Source organism: Actinoplanes sp. NPDC049681, assembly GCF_044465265.1.
Taxonomy (GTDB): domain Bacteria; phylum Actinomycetota; class Actinomycetes; order Mycobacteriales; family Micromonosporaceae; genus Actinoplanes.
In genome coordinates this window covers 167,926-186,929 of sequence record NZ_JBITLP010000011.1, presented here as the reverse complement: position 1 = coordinate 186,929, position 19,004 = coordinate 167,926, and the positions used below count along the sequence as shown (strand labels likewise).

General features: G+C 72.3%; 17 protein-coding genes. 10 read left to right on the top strand and 7 right to left on the bottom strand.

Translation table 11 applies throughout. The features are described 5' to 3' along the window. Positions 1 to 41: 41 nt before the first annotated feature. Positions 42 to 629, top strand: a complete 588-nt coding sequence (locus ACIBO8_RS34970; protein WP_396119916.1) for a LuxR C-terminal-related transcriptional regulator — start codon at positions 42 to 44, stop codon at positions 627 to 629. Positions 630 to 634: 5 nt separating this feature from the next. Here the strand turns inward: ACIBO8_RS34970 and ACIBO8_RS34965 are convergent, their stop codons facing one another. After that, positions 635 to 1,474, bottom strand: coding sequence for a DUF1028 domain-containing protein (locus ACIBO8_RS34965; protein ID WP_396119776.1), 840 nt, complete (start codon positions 1,472 to 1,474; stop codon positions 635 to 637). A gap of 49 nt (positions 1,475 to 1,523) precedes the next feature. On the opposite strand from ACIBO8_RS34965, the gene ACIBO8_RS34960 reads away from it, so the two are divergent. Then, positions 1,524 to 1,919, top strand: coding sequence for a nuclear transport factor 2 family protein (locus ACIBO8_RS34960; protein WP_396119774.1), 396 nt, complete (start codon positions 1,524 to 1,526; stop codon positions 1,917 to 1,919). Positions 1,920 to 1,969: 50 nt separating this feature from the next. Further along, positions 1,970 to 2,371: a hypothetical protein gene (locus tag ACIBO8_RS34955; protein ID WP_396119773.1), complete on the top strand. Its 402-nt coding sequence runs from the start codon at positions 1,970 to 1,972 to the stop codon at positions 2,369 to 2,371. Between the two features lie 637 nt (positions 2,372 to 3,008). Here ACIBO8_RS34955 and ACIBO8_RS34950 read toward each other — a convergent pair. Then, on the bottom strand, positions 3,009 to 3,629 hold the full coding sequence (locus ACIBO8_RS34950; protein ID WP_396119771.1) for a maleylpyruvate isomerase family mycothiol-dependent enzyme: 621 nt from the start codon (positions 3,627 to 3,629) through the stop codon (positions 3,009 to 3,011). A 101-nt stretch (positions 3,630 to 3,730) separates the two neighbouring features. On the opposite strand from ACIBO8_RS34950, the gene ACIBO8_RS34945 reads away from it, so the two are divergent. The 5 genes from ACIBO8_RS34945 to ACIBO8_RS34925 all read left to right on the top strand — a co-directional run bounded on the left by ACIBO8_RS34945 (position 3,731) and on the right by ACIBO8_RS34925 (position 9,346). Next, positions 3,731 to 4,114 (top strand): MarR family winged helix-turn-helix transcriptional regulator, encoded by a 384-nt coding sequence (locus tag ACIBO8_RS34945; protein WP_396119770.1) that lies wholly within the window; start codon positions 3,731 to 3,733, stop codon positions 4,112 to 4,114. Between the two features lie 109 nt (positions 4,115 to 4,223). Then, on the top strand, positions 4,224 to 5,471 hold the full coding sequence (fdhA, locus tag ACIBO8_RS34940) for a formaldehyde dehydrogenase, glutathione-independent (RefSeq protein ID WP_396119768.1): 1,248 nt from the start codon (positions 4,224 to 4,226) through the stop codon (positions 5,469 to 5,471). Between the two features lie 186 nt (positions 5,472 to 5,657). Beyond that, a complete protein-coding gene (locus tag ACIBO8_RS34935; protein WP_396119766.1) occupies positions 5,658 to 6,860 on the top strand; it encodes a hypothetical protein in 1,203 nt (400 codons plus the stop codon). Between the two features lie 123 nt (positions 6,861 to 6,983). Continuing rightward, positions 6,984 to 7,802 (top strand): SAM-dependent methyltransferase, encoded by an 819-nt coding sequence (locus tag ACIBO8_RS34930; protein ID WP_396119765.1) that lies wholly within the window; start codon positions 6,984 to 6,986, stop codon positions 7,800 to 7,802. A gap of 62 nt (positions 7,803 to 7,864) precedes the next feature. Continuing rightward, on the top strand, positions 7,865 to 9,346 hold the full coding sequence (locus tag ACIBO8_RS34925) for a M1 family metallopeptidase (protein ID WP_396119764.1): 1,482 nt from the start codon (positions 7,865 to 7,867) through the stop codon (positions 9,344 to 9,346). 27 nt (positions 9,347 to 9,373) lie between these two features. Here ACIBO8_RS34925 and ACIBO8_RS34920 read toward each other — a convergent pair whose 3' ends face one another. The 4 genes from ACIBO8_RS34920 to ACIBO8_RS34905 are packed head-to-tail and all read right to left on the bottom strand — an operon-like array spanning position 9,374 to position 14,786. Continuing rightward, positions 9,374 to 10,648, bottom strand: coding sequence for an extracellular solute-binding protein (locus ACIBO8_RS34920; RefSeq protein WP_396119762.1), 1,275 nt, complete (start codon positions 10,646 to 10,648; stop codon positions 9,374 to 9,376). Positions 10,649 to 10,656: 8 nt separating this feature from the next. After that, entirely contained in the window at positions 10,657 to 13,185 is a 2,529-nt protein-coding gene (locus ACIBO8_RS34915) for a caspase family protein (RefSeq protein ID WP_396119915.1), read from the bottom strand. A gap of 17 nt (positions 13,186 to 13,202) precedes the next feature. Continuing rightward, positions 13,203 to 13,583 carry a hypothetical protein gene (locus ACIBO8_RS34910; protein WP_396119761.1) on the bottom strand — a complete coding sequence of 127 codons (381 nt, stop codon included), beginning with the start codon at positions 13,581 to 13,583 and terminating at the stop codon, positions 13,203 to 13,205. Between the two features lie 48 nt (positions 13,584 to 13,631). Further along, entirely contained in the window at positions 13,632 to 14,786 is a 1,155-nt protein-coding gene (locus ACIBO8_RS34905; RefSeq protein ID WP_396119759.1) for a DUF2786 domain-containing protein, read from the bottom strand. Between the two features lie 207 nt (positions 14,787 to 14,993). On the opposite strand from ACIBO8_RS34905, the gene ACIBO8_RS34900 reads away from it, so the two are divergent. Then, positions 14,994 to 16,451, top strand: a complete 1,458-nt coding sequence (locus tag ACIBO8_RS34900; RefSeq protein WP_396119757.1) for an ATP-binding protein — start codon at positions 14,994 to 14,996, stop codon at positions 16,449 to 16,451. A gap of 610 nt (positions 16,452 to 17,061) precedes the next feature. Continuing rightward, positions 17,062 to 18,417 (top strand): helix-turn-helix domain-containing protein, encoded by a 1,356-nt coding sequence (locus ACIBO8_RS34895; protein WP_396119914.1) that lies wholly within the window; start codon positions 17,062 to 17,064, stop codon positions 18,415 to 18,417. Here ACIBO8_RS34895 and ACIBO8_RS34890 read toward each other — a convergent pair. Then, positions 18,414 to 18,986, bottom strand: coding sequence for an NUDIX domain-containing protein (locus tag ACIBO8_RS34890; protein ID WP_396119756.1), 573 nt, complete (start codon positions 18,984 to 18,986; stop codon positions 18,414 to 18,416). The genes ACIBO8_RS34895 and ACIBO8_RS34890 overlap by 4 nt on opposite strands. Between the last annotated feature and the right edge of the window lie 18 nt (positions 18,987 to 19,004).

Here is a 19,004-nt window from a genome sequence, read left to right as displayed (position 1 = left end):
TCGCCGAGGACGGCCTCATCGTCCGCGAGGGTATCGCCGGGATGCTCCGCCGCTTCGGCCACGACGTGGTCGCCGCTGTCGCCGACGCTCCCGCGCTGCACGCCGCCGTCGCCGCGCACCGGCCCGACGTGGTCGTCACCGACGTCCGCATGCCTCCCGGCTTCGGCGACGAGGGGCTGCAGGCCGCGATTGCCCTGCGCGCCGCCGACCCCGAGCTGCCGGTGCTGGTGCTGAGCCAGTACGTGGAGCAGACGTACGCCGCGGAGCTGCTCGACTCGGGCCGCTCGGCGGGGGTCGGCTACCTGCTCAAGGACCGCATCGGCGAGGTGGCCGAGTTCGTGGACGCGCTGGAGCAGGTGGCCGGCGGGCGTACCGTCGTCGATCCGGAGGTGGTCCGCCAGCTGCTCGGCCGCCGCCGGGATCCGTTGCAGCGCCTGACGCCGCGGGAACGGGAGGTGCTCGCCCTGATGGCCGAGGGCCGGTCCAACACGGCGATCGCGCGCACCCTGGTGGTCAGCGAGGCGGCGGTCGCCAAGCACATCGGCAGCCTGTTCGCCAAGCTCGACCTGCCACCCGACGCCGACGACCACCGCCGGGTCCGCGCCGTGCTCGCCTTCCTGCGCAGCTGATCTCTTTATCGGCGCAGCTGATCCAGCACCAGGGGATCGATGCGACCGGGGACGATGCGTTCCTCCAGGTTCTCGATGCCCGCCCAGGAGGCCAGCGCCTCGTCCAGCTCGGCGAGCGACGGCCCCGCCGGATGCCCGGCCGCGGCCAGCCGTTCCCGGACCTCGGCGCCGACCGGACCGTCGAGGTCGAGCAGGGTCGCCGGATCCGGGCGTTCGAAGTAGAGGGTGTGCATCTCCAGCAGCCGGGCCAGCTCCGTCACCGGTGCGGCATGGTCGTCGACGCGCAGATCCACCACGACGTCGCTGGTCCCGCCATAGCCCATGCCCTTGGCCACCACCAGCAGTGCCGCGCTCTGCCGCCCCCGCCGGTCGCCGCCCGCCTCGTCCCCGGCGCGCAGAGCGGCCAGCAGCCGGTACGCCAGCCGCTCCTGAGCCGCGCTCGCCAGCCACGCCGCCCGCATCTCGTCGACCACCTGCGGGCCGGCCAGCATGTTGCCCTGGATCGCGAAGCCGTCGCCGGCCGTGCCGCCCGCCCAGTCGTGGCAGGCCGTACCCGTGAAGGTCGCGCCCTCGCCGGTCGTGCCCACGACGCCGACCTGACGGTGGTCCACCGGGCCGGCGTCGGCCGCGACGAGCGCGCCGACGGTCCCGGCGGCGGTGACCCCGGTGCCGAGCAACGCGAGCGCCTGCGGACGGTAGGCGAGGTTGGCGTAAGACTGCGTCGCGACCGCGCCCACATCGGCGAGAGCCGCCGGCACCGCGGCGCCGGCCCCGAGGAACTTGCTGGCCACGGCGACACCCAGGGCGCGGCCGTCCGCCGAGCGCGCCACGATCGAGAACGTCATGGAGGGCACGCTATCCGAGTCGCGTCAGGCTTTCGCGTTAGGCTGGAGAGTGAGCAGAACACATCAGGAAATCTTCGAACGGTACGTCTACGCCGGCGCGATCAGCCGGGACCCGGACGCCGTGGCGGCGATGTTCACGCCCGACGGCATCTTCGAAGCACCGCTCGTCCCCGACGGCCATCCGCTGCCCCGCCGGCTCGAAGGCCGCGAGGCGATCCGTGCGGGCGTCGGCGCCTTCCACACCTATCCCGCGTTCCAGGGGGCGGTGGACGTCGCCCGGTCCCGCTATGTGCTGCACGAGACGGCGGATCCCGACGTCTTCATCGCCGAGACCGACACGGCTTTCGCCGCCGCGGACGGAGATCCGGCCACGGTCTCGCTCGTGCAGATCTTCCGGATTCGCGACGGCGCGATCGCGTTGCTGCGGGACTACTTCGCGGCGTGAGACCGGTGGGGCCGCCGGAAATTGTCGTACCCGGCGGCCATCATCGGAGCATGGCTGAGCCCGCAGGTCGGATTCCGCGTCCGCGTCTGGAGTTGTCGCTGGCCGAGGCGCGCACGCGCTTCGTGCAGCTGGCCCGGCTGGCGAGCCTGACCGGGCAGAGCACGCTGGTCCTGGACGGCGGCCGGCCGCTGGCCGCCATCGTCCCGGCCGCCCGTTCCTCGGACGCTGCCCCCTCGGAAGCCGGCGCCTCCGGTGCGGCCGCGTCCGAGGCGGCGGCGGGCTGGGTGCGGCGCATCGAGACCTTGCGGGCGGAGTTCCAGCGCCAGCACGGTGTGCTGGAGGAGGCGCTGGAGCGGGTGTGGCAGGAGCTCGACCGGGTACGGCCGCCGGGGTCCGACGGCGCCGTCGACGCGTTGCGCCTCGGCCACGCCGACATCCGCCGGCCGCGATGACCGGCCGCCCCGCGGCGCCGCCGGCCCGCCACGTGTTCCGACGACGAACGGCGCTCGCGCCCACGCACCGCAGCTCCTCACCGGTGGCCGCGCGCGCGGATCGCCGAGGACGTCGTCAGGGCCGGCCTCGCCGCCGACGGGCACGACCGGCTCCACCGCGCCCGGTCGGAGGTGCTCGCCGTCCTGGCCGGTGCACCCCTGGGCCGCACGGCGCGTCGGCGCCCCGGGCGCCCACCCACCTCGGCGCCCCGGGCGCCCACCCACCTCGGTGCCACCGCCGACATCGTGCGCGGCACCAACTCCTCGGACTGGCTCACGTCCCCGACCACGATGGACTCTGATGCGGGATCGGCTCGGTGACGTTCCGGCCCCGTGCGTCACTCTCGACCGGGGCGCGGTCGCCCGGGTGCTGCCGGACGATCTCGCGGAGGAGGCCGGTCCCGGTCCGTGGCCGGCCCTGCTGCCGGTGCTCGACCCGACCGTGATGGGGTGGAAGGGCCGGCGTGGGTCACGCCCTCACGGCGGAGGCGGCCCGGCTGACGGACTGGCTCGGCGGTTCTCGCCTTCCCACGGCGTGCCGGGCGCCGGCCGGCCGGGCGCTCCGTCCCCGGCGGGTTGAGCCGCGGACGGCCGTGGATCAGGCCAGCAGGGCGACGCCCGGCCCGCGAAGCCGGCTCACCGCCGCTTCCCGCCGCCCGGTCAGCAGCAGCAACAGCGCCGAGATCGGTCCCTCCACCAGCGCGCCCTCACCCGCCGACCAGGCATGGTCGGTCGCGCGAAGCTGCACGCCCCGCAACCGCCGCCCCGCCCGGAAGGGATACAGGTCGGGCCAGACCCGGTCCGCGGCGGCCGCGGCGGCGGCCGGGGGCATCTCGCGTTCCCGATGCAGGGGGATCGCGATGTCCTGACCGTGCACGAGCACGTCGATCAGCGGTTCCAGGTGGGAGATCATGGGTGCCTTGCGCCGCGAGCCCGCCATCGCCCGCAGCATCGGTGCATAGCTGCTCGTCGGCAACCGGGCCTGCCGCAGCGCCGAGTCCCGGATCATCCGGTTGAAGCTGCCCCGCGCCCGCACGAACGCCGTGGTGCCGGCAAGGACGCCGGTGTGGGAGAGGGTGAGATGTGCCGCCACGTCGCGCACCCGCCAGCCGGTGCAGAGCGAGGGCGTCTCCCACTCGGTGGGGGAGAGGTCGTCCAGGAGGTCCGCCAGGCTCAGCCGTTCGTCGTCGATCGTCTTCCACACCGCGTCAAGGTCCATGACGCCTCCCTAATTTGGTACGATCCTCTGACTATATTGGTACGAGAGGCTGACTGAATCAAGTGAATCTGGGGTTGTTGTGCTTCATCGCGTACCGGGCGATGGAAGTCGAAGTGATGAAGGCGGTTGCCGAGGCGGGGTTCGACGACCTCACCGTCGCGCAGGGCCGGCTGGCGGCCCGGATCGGGCCGGACGGCACCCGGCTCACCGACCTGGCCGAGCAGGCGCAGGTCACCAAGCAGACCGCGGGTTTCCTGGTCGACCAGCTCGAGCGCGCCGGCTACGTCACCCGCACCCCGGACCCGTCGGACGCCCGGGCGCGGCTGGTGCGCATGGCGCCGCGCGGCGAAGCGGTGGTGGTCGTGGCCCGTGAGGCGGAGGCCCGGGTCGAGGCGGAGTGGACCCGGCACCTCGGCAAGCGCGCGACGGCTCAGCTCCGCAGCGCCCTGACCAGCCTGCGGGAGATCACCGATCCGTACGCGTGACGACACGCGGCGTTATGCCTTTATCGACAGGCATCGAAACTATTGCGGGCTTCTCTCCCCGGCCGACGCGAGCAGGATGGCGGTAGGAGCCAGGAAGGGAGCGAAGCCGATGGCAGGCAACAGAGCGGTCGTCTACCAGGGCCCTGGCAGGGTCGAGATCCGCGACACCGACTACCCCACGTACGAGATGAAGGACGGTCCCGGCGTCAACAAGGCCAACGTGGGGCGCAAGACGCCGCACGGCGCGATCCTCAAGACGGTCGCCACCAACATCTGCGGGAGCGACCAGCACATGGTCCGCGGGCGCACCACGGCGCCGGAGGGGCTCGTGCTCGGTCACGAGATCACCGGCGAGGTGGTCGACATCGGCCGTGACGTCGAGTTCATCAAGGTCGGCGACATCTGCTCGGTGCCGTTCAACATCTCCTGCGGGCGGTGCCGCAACTGCAAGGAGCGCAAGACCGGCGTGTGCCTCAACGTCAACCCGGACCGGCCGGGCTCGGCGTACGGGTACGTCGACATGGGCGGCTGGGTCGGCGGCCAGGCGGAGTACGTGATGGTGCCGTACGCCGACTGGAACCTGCTGCCGTTCCCCGACCGCGACCAGGCCATGGAGAAGATCCTCGACCTGGCCATGCTGACCGACATCTTCCCGACCGGCTACCACGGCTGCGTCAGCGCGGGTGTCACCACCGGCTCCACGGTGTACATCGCCGGCGCCGGACCCGTCGGGCTCGCCGCCGCCACGTCGGCGTTCCTGCTCGGCGCCGCGGTGGTGATCGTCGGTGACCTGAACAAGGAACGGCTGGACCAGGCCCGCAGCTTCGGCTGCGAGACCGTGAACGTGGGCGACGGCGAACCCGCCGAGCAGGTGCAGCAGATCCTCGGCAAGGACGCCCCGGCGATCGGCCAGCCGCTGGTGGACGCGGCGGTCGACGCGGTCGGCTTCGAGGCCCGCGGGCACGGCGCCGACGCGGCCACCGAGATGCCGGCGACGGTCCTCAACTCGCTGATGGACATGACCCGGGCCGGCGGCGCGATCGGCATCCCCGGCCTCTACGTCACGGGCGACCCCGGCGGCGTCGACGAGGCCGCGAAGGTCGGCTCGCTGTCGCTGCGGCTCGGCCTCGGCTGGGCCAAGTCGCACTCGTTCGTCACCGGCCAGTGCCCGGTGATGAAGTACAACCGGGAGCTGATGATGGCGATCCTGCACGACCGGGTGCAGATCGCGAAGAACGTCAACGCCACGCCGATCCCGCTGGACGAGGCCCCGCAGGGCTATCAGGAGTTCGACCAGGGCGCCGCCCGCAAGTACGTCCTGGACCCGCACGGCATGCTGCGGTCCCGCGCCGCCTGAAGGAGCGCACCCGGGTCGGCTCGGCCCGGGTGCACCCCTTGACAAGTACGGACACACCAGGCTCCCCGCCGTACCCCGCGACCGCAGCGGCCCCCCGGGCCGTGGCGCGACCGCCGGCCGGGGTGGTCCCCCACGGATTGATCAAGGTCGGTAGGCTCCGGCGGTCGTCCACACGGGGAGCTGTCGATGAACATCCGCCTGATCCGCGCCGCGCTGACCGCTGTGGCGGTAGCCGCCGTAGCGCTCGTCACACCCGGCGCGGCCCAGGCCGCGCCGCCGTCGTTGACCTTCTCGGTCAACGACGGGGGAGTGTCGGAGGCCGGCAAGTGGTTCCACCCGTCCCTGCACGCCACGGACTGGTCGGATTGGCGGCTCGACCACACGAAGCTCGTCATCGACACCACCGCGGTCGCCGAGTTCGCGACGGCGTGGATCGCGAACTTCGGTGCCGACGGCGAACCGCACCCGGCGCCGTACTGCACCCAGGACGGCACCGTCCTGACGTGTGACCTGGGCACCCGGTCGAACTGGACCCTCGGCCTGCCGAACATGGTCGTCGAGGCCAGGCCGGGCGCCGAGATCGGCCGCAGCGGCAAGCTGACCATGACCGTCACCGGCGACGGCATCGAACCGCTGGTCGCCACCCCCACCATCACCGTGGCCCAGGACGTGGACCTCGCCGTCACCGTCGGGGACGCGAGGACCGAGGGCCACCCGGGCGACGCGGTCGACCCGCCGATCCTGGTGACCAACACCGGCACCAAGCCGGTCTCCGGGGCTGCGTTTCGCCTGGTCGGGTACGGCGGCCTCACGTCGCGCGACACCTTCACCAACTGCGGCCACGAGCGGGGCGACGACCAGGAGCTCTACTGCCGCTTCGCCGGCGAGCTGGCACCGGGCGCGACGTACGTGCTCTCCGCGGCCCCGCTCGCGGTCCGCGGCGACGCCGACCCGTCGAGGGACAGCGGCTTCTCCGTGATGCTCTTCACCGGCGACGACTTCGACGAGACCGCCATCTTCCCGCGCCTGATCAAGGGCACCTCGGACGACCTGAAGCTGGTGCCCCGGGCGGCGGCGCGGCGCACCCGCACCACGGACTCGAACGGCGCGAACAATCTCGCCTTCGGGCGTGTCCACGTCCTCCCGGCCCCCGGCGGCAACCCGTCGCCCAGCACCCCGGCGCCCGCCGAGCCGACGGCGACCCCCGGCACCTCGGCGACCACGACAGCGCCTGCTGCGGGCGCGGCCGGCGGCGCCGGCACCGAGGGCGGCCTGCCGATCACGGGCCTGCCCATCGGCGCCGTCGCGGCCGCGGGTGCGGCGATGCTGCTGCTCGGCGCCCTCGGCCTCGCCCTGACCCGCCGCCGCGGCGGCCGCTTCACCGCCTGACCCGGCGGTCGTCCGGCCGCCGGGGATCGCTGTCCCCACGTCCGGGCGACATCGGCATTTCCCGGCGCCGCGGTACGCCCCTACGATGGTGCGACGGATCATGACGTCCCGGGAGGTTCACGGATGGGCGCCCAGGAGCTGCCGCCGCCGGCGATCGACACGACGGTGGCGCACCCCGCCCGGCGCTACGACTACTGGCTCGGAGGCAAGGACAACTTCGCCGCCGACCGGGAGTCGGGCGATGCGATCGCCACGCAGTTTCCGGCCATCCGGACCGCCGTGGTCGAGAACCGGCGGTTCCTGCGCCGGGCGGTGAGCTTCCTCGCCGGTCAGGCCGGGATACGCCAGTTCCTCGACATCGGCACCGGACTCCCGACGGCGAACAACACCCACGAGGTGGCCCAGGCGCTCGCGCCCGCCTCGCGGATCGTCTACGTCGACAACGACCCGCTCGTCCTGGTGCACGCCCGGGCGTTGCTCACCAGCTCCGCCGCCGGTGCTACCGCGTACGTCGACGCGGATCTGCGGGAGCCGGAGAAGATCCTCGAGGCGCCGGAGCTGCGCCGTACCCTCGATCTCTCCCAGCCCGTGGCCCTGATGCTGCTCGCCATCCTCCACTTCGTCCCGGAGGGCGACGACCCGTACGCGATCGTGCGCCGCCTGGTCGGCGCCCTGCCACCGGGCAGCTACCTGGTCGTCTCCCACGCGACCAGCGACTACCTGCCGCCGGAACTGATCGCCGACATCTCGTCGGGGCGGCACGGGCAGGGGCGGCTGCGGACCCGGGACGAGATCGCCCGGTTCTTCGACGGGCTCGAGCTGATCCCGCCGGGGCTGGCGCCGGTGGCGGAGTGGCGGGCGGAGGACGAGCCCGCGCCGCGCCCGGCCCCGGCCGAGACCGCCATGTACGCGGGCGTCGCCCGGATCGGCGAACTTCGATAGGTTCTGGGTGACCGATCCACGTCGGACCGTGATCCGGTCCGCCGACGGAAGGAAGCCCGACCGTGCGACGACTCCTGGTGGCGACCCTCGCCACCGTGTTGACCCTCGCCGGGACCGCCGCCCCCGCCGCAGCCGCGCCCGCACCCGGTGGTGCCGGCCTGGGGGACGAGTATTTCCCCGACTACGGCAACAGTGGTTACGACGTCTCCCACTACGACATCCGGCTGCGCTACTACCCGGACGAGGACAGGCTGACCGGCACCACCACGATCCTGGCCCGTGCCGAGCAGGACCTCAGCTCCTTCAACCTCGACTTCATCCTGGACGTGGCCTCGGTCAAGGTGAACAACCGCCCCGCCACCTTCGCGCGGCAGGGTGATCACGAGCTCGTGGTGACACCGGCCCGGCCGGTCGCCGACGGGCAGGCCATGACCGTCGTCGTGCAGTACTCGGGCGTACCGTCCAACAAGGTCGCGGCCGGCTTCACCGCCTGGATCCGTACGCCGGACGGCGCCATGGCCGTCGGGGAGCCGGAGGAGGCGTGGTGGTGGTTCCCGAGCAATGACCACCCCTCCGACAAGGCCACCTTCGACGTCTCGGTCGCCGTGCCGGACGGTGTCGAGGTCATCAGCAACGGCGTGCAGCCGCGTGATCCCACGCCGGAGATCTCGGGCTGGACCCGGTGGTACTGGCGCTCCGCCAAGCCGCAGGCCACGTATCTGGCATTCATCACGATCGGGCAGTACGACATCACGCGGGACGTCACCCCCGCCGGCGAGCCGGTGATCAACGCGTACTCGCAGCTGCTGCCGGAGGACTTCGACGCGGCGGCGCGGGCCAGCGTGGAGCGGACGGCCGAGATCACCGAGTGGGAGGAGAGCCTGTTCGGGCCGTGGCCCTTCACCGCCCGCGGCGGGGTCGTGGCGCCGCCGAGCACGCTCGGGTTCGCGCTGGAGAACCAGACGCGGCCGAACTACTCGGCGAAGTTCTTCCGGGCCGGTGCCAACACCTCGGTGATCGTGCACGAGAACGCCCACCAGTACTTCGGTGACGCGGTGTCGGTCGCGCAGTGGAAGAACATCTGGCTGAACGAAGGCTTCGCCAGCTACGTCGAGTGGCTGTGGTCCGAGGAGCAGGGCGAAGGCACCGCCCAGGAGATCTTCGACTACCTGTACGCGACGGAGCCCGCCGACTTCTGGACGGTGGAGCCGGGCGACCCGACCGCCCCCCGGCTGTTCGACGGCGCCGTCTACGACCGCGGCGCGATGACCCTGCACCAGCTGCGCAAGACGGTCGGCGACGACCACTTCTTCGAGATCCTGCGCACCTGGGTGGCCGAGCACCGGTACGGCAACGCCACCATCGAGCAGTTCATCGCGTTGTCGGAGAAGATCTCCGGGCTGCAGCTCGACGACCTGTTCCAGACGTGGCTGTACACCCCGTCGAAACCGGTCCTGGCGAGCTCGTTCGCGGCCAGGAGACCGGTGGAGCCGAAGTCGTGGGAGACGATCAAGCGGACCCACGAGTTGCTGCACGAACACTGAGCGAGCGCCACGCGGGCCCTGCGGGAGCTACTTGCCCCGCAGGGCCCGCGTCAGGCGGTCGGCGAGGTCGCGCGGCAGCTGCTGCTGCCGTCCGCTGAGGACCTCGGACACCAGCTGGTACAGCAGCTTGCTGAAGGTCACGTAGTTCGGCGAGACCGGGCGCAGCCGGGCCGTGTCGACCGCCTCACGCAGCAGCGGGGCGTACGGATACTTCTGCTTGATCAGTTCGTCCTCGTAGACGGCGGCCCGGGTCGCGGCGAACCCGCCCGGGTCGAAGAGGCTGCGCTGGGCGCGCTCGCTGGTCAGGAACTCGATCAGCGCCTGCGCCGCCCGGGGCCTGCGGGTCCGCTCGGAGATGGCGAGGTTCTGCCCGCCCAGCACGCTGGGCCCGGGCAGGCGGGCGACGTCGAAGCGCACGAGCCCCGGTGCCGCCTGGGGCTGGTCACCCGCGGTCATGGCCCGGTAAGCGACCGGCCAGTTGCGCATGAAGGCCACCCGCCCGTCCTGGAAGGCGCCGCGGCTGCCGGTCTCGTCGAAGGATGTCGACTCGGGCAGGACGACGGCGGGTCCCGTGCGCCGCGGGGTGAGCCGGCGGACCGCCTCGTCCCACTTGTCGAGGTCGAGGGTGACCCGTCCGTCGGGCGCGACCTCGAGCCGGCCCCCGGCCGCCCAGACCGCCTCGAGCACGTTGACGGTCAGGCCCTCGTAGCCGGCGAGCTGGGTCGTGTACGCCGCCTCGAACCCCTTGCGGCCGGCGGCCTTCTCGATGGCGGCCCAGTCGAAGGGCGGCTTCAGACCCTGATCCGTGCGGTAGTACAGCAGCCCGGCGTCCGTGTTGAACGGCAGGGCCCACAGCTTGCCGTCGTACCGGCAGGTCTCCAGCGGTTTCGCCATGAACGCCCGCTCCGGCTTGCCGGCCAGCAACGACTCGTCGATCGGCCGGATCAGCCGGCGTCCCGACGGCGGGTCCGCGAAGTACGCCGTCCACGCCACGTCCAGGTTGAAGATGTCGGTGTCGGCGTCCTCCGCACGGTTGGCCATCTCGACCCACTGGCCGTCGGCGGCCTGCGGCACCGTGACGATCTTCGCGGGGTTCCGCGGGTGACTGTCGTTCCACAGGTTGATCAGCTGCTGCCGCTGCCCCCCGGTGCTGTCGTCCTGGCCACTCAGGACGACCAGTTCACCGGGTTCCAGCTCGGGCGGCGCGGCCAGCGGTCCGATCAGGAACAGCGACGCCACGAGGGCGGCACCGGTCACGTTTCCGGCGACGAAGATCCACCAGGGTTTGCCGCGTACCCGCACGGGTTCTCCTATCCCCAGATCGTCCGGAACACCCGGGTGAGCACCGGTTCGAGCGAGCCCAGGCCGGCCTCGAAGCAGCTTCCGCCGGTGTCGCCGGTGAGCCGCCTCAGGTCCGCGTCGGCGCAGGTCACGTCCCCTACCGCGATGACGACGACGCGGACCCCCGCGGTCTGGGCGGGGGTGGGGCGCGGGTGGGCGCCGGTGTTCTTGCCGTCGGTGAGCACGACGAGGGTGCGCCGCGGGTCGCCGGTGCCGGGTTCCCGCCGCAGGGCTTCGGCCCCGCGCCGGACCGCCTCGTAGAGCGGGGTGTTCCCGCCGGGCCGGATGCCAGCCGTGGCGCGACGGACCGCCCCCACCGGGTCGGCACCCGGCGCGGCCGGCCGCAGGAGCCGGCGCGTGAGGCGGCCGTCGCCGGTGTCGGCGAACGTGAGCAACCCGAACCGGTCCCGGCCGCCGAGGCGGGTGACGGCCTGCTCCACCGCGCCGACGGCGACCTCCCACCGGGTACGCGTCGGATCGGCGGTCACCGTGTTCATCGACCCGGACGAGTCCAGGGCCACCAGGAAGTGCCCAGGACGGCGGGCCCGCGCGTAGATCGCGTTCACGTCGCGGCGGACGAAGGCGTCCGGTTCGGGCTGCACCACCCGCGCGAACGGCCAGTCGGTCAGCGCCCCGCGATCGGCGCTGAGCGGCGGCCCGGCGTCGTACGCCCACGGCCGCAGCCCCACCCGCACCAGCGCCGCCCGCCCCGGGCCGGTGTGCAGCCACCGGGCGAACCATCGCGCGTACGCCTCGGTGGTCCCGGCCTGCACCTCGCGCGGCCAGTCGAAGGTCACCACGAGCTGCCGCACGGCAGGCGTGTCGGACGGGTAGAACGCGCGCAGCCGCTCGCCACCCTGCGGCACCGGGGCCGCCGGGCAGGAGCCCCCGGACGGGTCGCCGCCGTTGAAGCGCACCAGCTGCTGCTCGGTGAGCACGACCGCGGCGCCGTCGCGCCGCACCGCCTGCCGGCAGAGCAGTGCGGCCTCGTCGCCCACGGGGTAGCCGCCCGCGTCGAGGGACTGTTCGAGGTGCTGCTCGTAGCGGTTACGGGCGGTCGCCGGGTCGACGGTGCCGTCGGCGTACAGCTTCGCGGTCGCCATCCGTGCCACCGGTGAGAGCTCCGGGTCGCCGCGGACGACGCCGACCCGGGGCTCGGCGAGGGCGAACAGCTCCGCCCAGGTCCTTGCGGCCCGCCGGATGTCCTCGTCCAGGCCGGCCCGCTGCGGTACGCCGAGCACGATCGGCGTCCGCGCCACCTCCTCGGCGCCGGAGACGACGTCCGAGGCCGGCCGGCTCAGCGGGGGCAGGTCGGTCGCGGCGGCGGGCAGCCACACGTCCGGGTGCGGGCCGACGTCGCGCAGGTACGAGCGCCCGTCCGCCTCCTGCCCCCAGCCGCGCCGTAGCCCGTCGGCCATCTCCTGGGCGCTGACGGGGTAGACGTACAGGTCGGCGGAGCGGCAGCCGTGGCGCTGCGCGGCCACCCAGTCCTCGAACGCCGTGGCCAGGTCCCGGTACGCGCCCAGCCCCGCGGGCGCCGCGGCGACGCGCAGGTGGGTGGGCACCGGGCAGCCGTCCCCGGCGACCTGGCTGTCCGCCTGGACGGCGCACCCGGCCAGCAGCAGCACGGCGATCAGCAGAGCGGTACGCGCCCAGCGGCTGAGCGGACGGGCCTCGCGCGCGGTCGGCGGAGGCGACGGCGGCGCGGGCGGGGGAGACGGTGGCGGCGGAGGGGCACCGGCCCGGTGGGCGATCCGCAGCATGCCTTGCAGCCGGTGCACCGAGTACGACGGATGCTGCTCGACGCCCGCACCGAGCCGCCGCATCCGCGCGTCGACGTAGAGATGCAGTTCGTGGGCGTCGACGTCGCCGTCATGGTTGAGGTCCGCCTCCCCGGTCCGCAGCCCGTGCACCACGCACCGGGTGAAGAGCCCGCCGGTACGCCCCTCGATCGCCTGTTGGATGGAGGTGGCGGCGGCGATGACCACCTGGCCGCGTACGTGCGCATCGTCGGCCGGCGGCAGGCCGGCCCCCTCCGGTCCGGGGGTGCCGACCGGCGGCGCGGCCGGCGCCGGGGGCGGCCCGGCGTGGTCGAGGTCCTGGCGGTCGGCGAAGGCGCCCGCGTAGCAGCAGTCGAGGAGCACCACGATGCGCCGGGCCGGGCTGGTCTCCATCTCGTGGGTGATGTCCTTGGCCGCGAGCGCCGTCACCCAGAGCAGGTCGGGCACGGTGTCGCCGACCGCGAAGTACAGGTTCCCTTCGTCGTTGCGCAGGCCGTGCCCGGCGATGTACAGCAGCAGGATGTCGTCCGGCTCGGCGCGGGAGAAGAACCGCTTGATCTGCCGGCCCGCGGTGAGGACGTCCGGGTCCTGCAGCACGATGACGTCGAAGTCGCCGACGTGCGGGTCGCCGAGGACCTGGCGCAGGTCCCCGGCATCCCTCGTGGTGCCGGGCAGCTCGGAGAGGGCGGGGTCGAGATAGCGCTCCGAGGCGATGATCAGGGCATGGCGGTGGGTCAGCGTCGCCTCAACTCCCGGACGAACGCGTCGATGATCTTCTTGCGCTCGGCCGCGGTCGGGTTGCTGACCTCGATCTCCTTGTCGCCCACCTTGAACCGGACGGACCCGCGGTTGCCGGGCCGGCGCAGCCATTCGACGAGGTAGGTCAGCACGCCGCCGAGCACCTCGGGGGTGGCGGCCATGGTCAGCAGCAACGTGCCGACAGCGACCGCGTCGACCCCCCGGGCGCCGTCGCCCCCGCCGGGGACGGTGGCCGGCTCGACCGCGATGATCTCGGGAAGGTCGTGCAGCTCCTTCAGCAGCTTCTGCGCCGCCTCGTCGGAGGCGACCGGGTCACCGGCCACCACTGTGATGCGCGCCACGGTTGTCGTACCCACGCTGTGCACCATACACAGTGGAGTCAAGATCCGACTGTCCGTGATTCCTCAGTGCAGGGTCGCCCGGTCGGCCGCGGTGCGGCCGGACTCCCAGCCCTCCTCGCTGTCCACCCGGAAACCACGGCCGCGGACCGTACGCGGGAACGCCCGCTCCCGCGCCTCCCGCACCTGAGTCTCGCGCGACGCCAGCACCGGCAGCAGCGTGGCGGCGTCGCCCGAGCCGGCCAGCGCCGCCCGGTCCGCCTCGGCCAGGCGCTCGCCGATGCGGACCGCGTACCCGATGAGGAAGGACTGCCGGAAGGCCTTGAGCCGTGCCCGCCCGGCCTTGCCGCCGGGCGGTTCTTCCCGCGCCATCGCCCGATGCGCCTGGACGAGCAGGGAGGCGTGCAGAAGGTCGACCGCGTCGATGTCGGCGTCGAAGCCGAACACGGTGGCGAAGCCGAACTCCGGCGACCAGACCACCTGGCACCGGTTGGCGCGGGCGACCGCGTCGAGCAGGGAGGCTTTCTCGCTCTCGTAGGGATGGTCCACCCCGAGGCGCCGGGCGTACGGGGTGATCGCGGTGTCCCCGGCCTCGACCAGCGCCTCGTCCAGGCTGTGGCGCGAGATCAGCTCCTGGGCCTTGGCGCTGAACGCCTCGGCCTCGGCGGGGAACGTCGTCGCCTCCGCCTTGGCAAGCAGCGCCCGGACCCGCCCGAGCATCGCCTCGTTGCCGCCGCCGCTCCGGGCGGCGCGTGCCACCCGGCCCGGCGGCGGGATCAGCACGTCGATCGGCGGCAGCGTGGCCAGCACCTGCAGCGCGCCCAGGAAGGCGTCGATCAGGGCGATCCGATCGGTACGCCGCCGCGCGGTCACCTGCCGCAGATAGTCGTCGTCGGCGCCCCACCAGGCCCGGGCGTCCAGCTCGTCCGCCTGCGCCCGCCACCGGGGGTCGACGGCGCGCGGCTTGAATCCCCGCAGGTGCGCGGCGACAGCGTCGACGATCAGGTGGGCCTGCGCCGGGTCGCCCCGGCGGGCGACGACCCGGTGGAGCTCCGCCGGCTGCCACCCGTCGCGGAACAGCCGGGCGGCGGCCTCGAACAGGGCCCGCCCGAGCACCGGATCCACCTCGGCGGGCGGGGCGACGGTCAGCAGGTCGAGCCCGTCCTCGTACCCGATCCGCCCGCCCAGCACGGCCGCGACCGTCTCCCGCACCGAATCCACCCACCAAGCCTAGAGACCGGCGTTGACCAGCTCCGACTCCGGGGCGGGGGAGGGGCTTCCCGCCCTCCGCGACGATGTCGGACAGGACCCGCTCCAGCCGCCGAGGCGCGGAGCGTCGGCGGTCGCCGTCCCCGTCGTTCCGCCGGGCAGCGCGTCTCCGGACTATCTCCCGTCTGTGTCACTCTTGGGGCTGGAGAGGGGACAACCATGACCGAGTCCTTCCGGTACGCCGGCGCCACCGTCGAGATCGTCGAAGCCGGCACCATCCTCGCCGCCGCCCGGGTCAACCCCGTGGAGCTGTTGCGCCGCGCCACCTTCCCCCCACCGGTACGCCGTGCCGAGCTGACCGTGTCCAGCGCCGACACCGCGGCGGGCCCGGTCCACGTGTTCGCGGCCGAGATCAGCACCGCCGTGACCGACGCCCCGCAGAAGGACCGGATCCGCGCGGTGGTGCTCGGCAACGACCCCGTCGGCACGCTGCTCGCCAAGCGGATCGCGGCCGGCGACCCGATCGCCACCCGCATCGTGGACGGGGTCGGCACGGCAGCCGTGGCGGCGTACAAGAAACTCGGTCTTGATCGTCCGACCGGGACCCCCGCGGACCGCGAGCCGGAGACGGCGGTCCTGGCCGACGCGGCCGCCGGCCTCCAGGCAGCGGTCACCTACGAGTCCAACGGCAGCTTGGTCCGCCTGCGCGCCGAGGTGCCCCGCGATGACGTGCGGCCGGAGCACCTCACGGCCATGGTGCGCCTGGTCCTGCAGGCGGTGATCGAGCTGCTGCCCCCGTCGACGGAACCGCTCGCCGGCCGCCGCTACGTGGTGAGCCGCGAGAGCATCCCGAGGGTGGCGACGACCACCCAGGAGGTCACCCTCGACCAGGTCGGCGGCCTCGCGGACGTCGTGGCCGAGCTCCGCCAGATCGCGGTCTCGTTCCGCCACCCCGAGGCGATGGCCCGCTGGGGCGCCCGGCGGCCGCAGGGCATCCTCATGTACGGCCCGCCCGGCACCGGCAAGACCATGCTCTCCAGGGCCCTGGCCAACGAGATCGGCGCCGACTTCCGGGAGGTCCGGACCCCGGAGATCCTGGACAAGTGGCTCGGCGGCTCCGAGCGCAACATCAAGCAGATCTTCCGCGACGCCCGCCGCTACCGCGTCCCCACCCTGATCCTCTTCGACGAATTCGACTCGATCATCAGCTACGCGGGCGCCGGCGGCGACGCGGCCAGCCAGGCGATCAACGCGGTGGCGGGCATCTTCAAGCAGGAGATGAACGATCTGATCGAAGCGAATCCCAACGTCATCGTGGTCGCCACGACCAACTTCCCACACCGCGTCGACGACTCCCTCATCCGCTCCGGCCGCTTCGACGTCAAGATCTCGGTCCCCAAACCGGACGACACCAGCCGCGCGGAGATCTTCCGCAAGATGATCGCCCAGCTCGCGGCCGCCCACGAGGAACCGGGCTTCACGATGTTCGCCGATGACCTGGACCTCGGTGAGCTCGGCCGCCTGAGCCACGGCATGACGGGAGCGGACATCAAGGAGGCCCTGCGCCGCGTCCAGCTCGCCAAGGCGATGCAGGACGCCCGTACGGCAGGCATGGTGGAGCCGATCAGCCAGGCCGACCTGACGGCGAGCATCCGGGACCTGCTCGGCCAGCGCTAGGCCCGTCGCCACCGGCCGGTCGCGCACCCTGGTTGCGGTGCTCGTCGAGGTGATTGCGGAGTGCTTGGAGAAAGACCTCACGCTGCGCCGGATCGAGCGGGCCGCCGGTCCAACGGTGGGAGCTGTCGCAGTGATGCAGGTATTCGTCGCCCCGGCGGAGGCTGCTCATCGTCCGGCACCACGGTGGCGAAGCCCTTGGGTCGGCCCCTGGGCTCCCTGGCAGCGGGCCGCCTCGAGGAGGCGCTCGCGGGCGATCTCGCATTCGCGGGCGTCATGGCGGGCGGCGGCATCGAGGACCGCCTGCCGTCTTCGACTTCTCCGCCGCGCCATCGATCGGAACCGCAATACGCCCTGAACCCTTGTCGCGAGGAATCGCCAGAAGGTCAACGGCTGAGGCAGATCAGCGGGGACGAACATGTCGGCACCATGGCGGGCCGACACGGTCGCCGCCCATGGCCCGAAGTCATGTCACCGTGACATGAGCGGGCTCGACCGCGTGATCCGACAGTCCTACTCTGCGGGGCGGTGACCGATTAATCGTCGGAAGGCGGAGAGCCACGTGACCGGCGGCTCGTTGAGTGTTCCCCAGCACGTCTGGGCCCGTCACGAGATGCAGCAAGCCTTGGCGGCGCGGGACATCGGCCAAGTCTTTCGTCTGGTGATGCGCGAGGTAGGAGCGAGCCAGAGCCGGATCGGTGCGGCTGTGGGACTCGAGCAGGGCTACGTCAGCCGTGTGATCGCGGGTCGCAGAGTCACCTCGATCGAGGTGCTGGAGCGGTTGGCCGAGGGTTTCGCGATGCCGGACGCTGCCCGGCACCTGTTGGGATTGGCCGCGAACGTGCCGCCTTGGCGACTCTCTTCGGCCGGGGGTATCGAGGCAATTCCGAGCTCACGTTCCTGGCGTGAGGATGTGGACAGCGCGGTCGAGATGTGGCGAGGTGACGTGAACCGGCGAGAGGTTCTTCGACAGGCGGCATTCAGCTCGGCCGGCTACACCGTGCCGGCGCTTCGCTGGTTCACTGCACCACCGGTCGAGCCTGCGACCAACGGTCGTCGCACGGTGGGTCAGCCGGACGTCGGCACGATTCGGGAAGTCACCGCCACGTACCGGCGCCTGGACGACGAATACGGCGGCGGTCACGCGCGTGACGCTGTCGCCCGTTACCTTCACACGGAGGTGGCACCGCTCCTTCAAGAGGGAAGGTTTGATGCGGTGACGGGCAGGGCGCTGCTCAGCGCTACCGCGGAACTGACGCGGCTCGCCGGCTGGCAGGCATACGACATCGCCGAGCACGGCATCGCCCAGCGCTATTTCGTCCTGGCACTCGACCTGGCTCGCGATGCGAGCGATGACAGCCTCGGCGCAGAGATTCTGGCGGCCATGAGCCATCAGGCAACCTACCTCGCCGATACCACGACCGGGGTCGACCTCGCCCGCGCTGCGGGTCGGGCAGCCAAGCGGGCCGGCGTCCCGGCGCTCGTCGCCGAGGCCCTCGTGCTGGAAGCACACGCCCAGGCGGGTGCAGGGGACAGCCGGACCTGCGCGGCCGCTCTCCACGCTGCGGAGACGGCGCTGGACAGGGCGGATCGCAGATCTGACCCTCAGTGGATCGCCTACTTCGGCGAGGCGTACTTGTCCGCCAAGTTTGCACACTGCTTCCGCGCGCTCGGCCAAGGGAAGCCTGCCGAACGGTTCGCTGCTCGATCACTGCACATGGACGATCGGTATGTACGCGGACGGGCATTCAATCTGTCGCTTTTGGCCGCCACGCACATTCAGCAAAATGAGCCCGATCGCGCCGCCGCGGTAGGCCTCGAGGCGGTAGCTGTGACCGCCGGGCTGAAGTCTGCCCGAGCCGTTCGATACGTACGAGACCTGCAACATCAGCTCGCAACGCATCGGGGTCGGCCCGCAGTGCGGCGGTTCCTCACCTATGCGGAGTCCGCACTCGGTCGACGACGCTAGACGGTAAGGTCGCCACGTTGTGCACGTGCCAGCAGATCGTAGATCGCGATGACCGAAGCAGCCCCGACGATCTCGCCGCGGGCGATGCAGGCAGCCGCCTCGTCCAGCGGCAGCCAGGCGACCCGCTCGGCCTCGTTCACGTCGACCGGTCCGCCGACATGGTCGGCGCCTCCGGCGATGAAGAGCATGTTCTCCGCATCGGCGGTGCCGACCCACGGCTGGAAAGACAGCAGATGCTTGACGGACCGGGGCCTCCACCCCGTTTCCTCCTCGACCTCGCGCGCAGCGGCAGCCGCCGGATCCTCCGCGTCGTCGATGTAACCGCCCGGCAGCTCCCAGACCCACCGGTCGATCACGAATCGGTGACGCCACATCATCAGCAGCCGAGCCTGATCGTCCAGCACCGCGACGATCGCCGACTTCGGAGCACGGATCACGTACTGCTCGAACCGTACGCCGTCCGGGAGTTCGACCTCGGCGATGCTCAGGCGCGCACGGCGTGTGTCGTCGACGGTGCGCTCCCCGTGGATGGTCCAGCGGGTCAGGGCGGTAGTCCGGTCGTCGGTCATCCGGCAAGTATCCGCGGT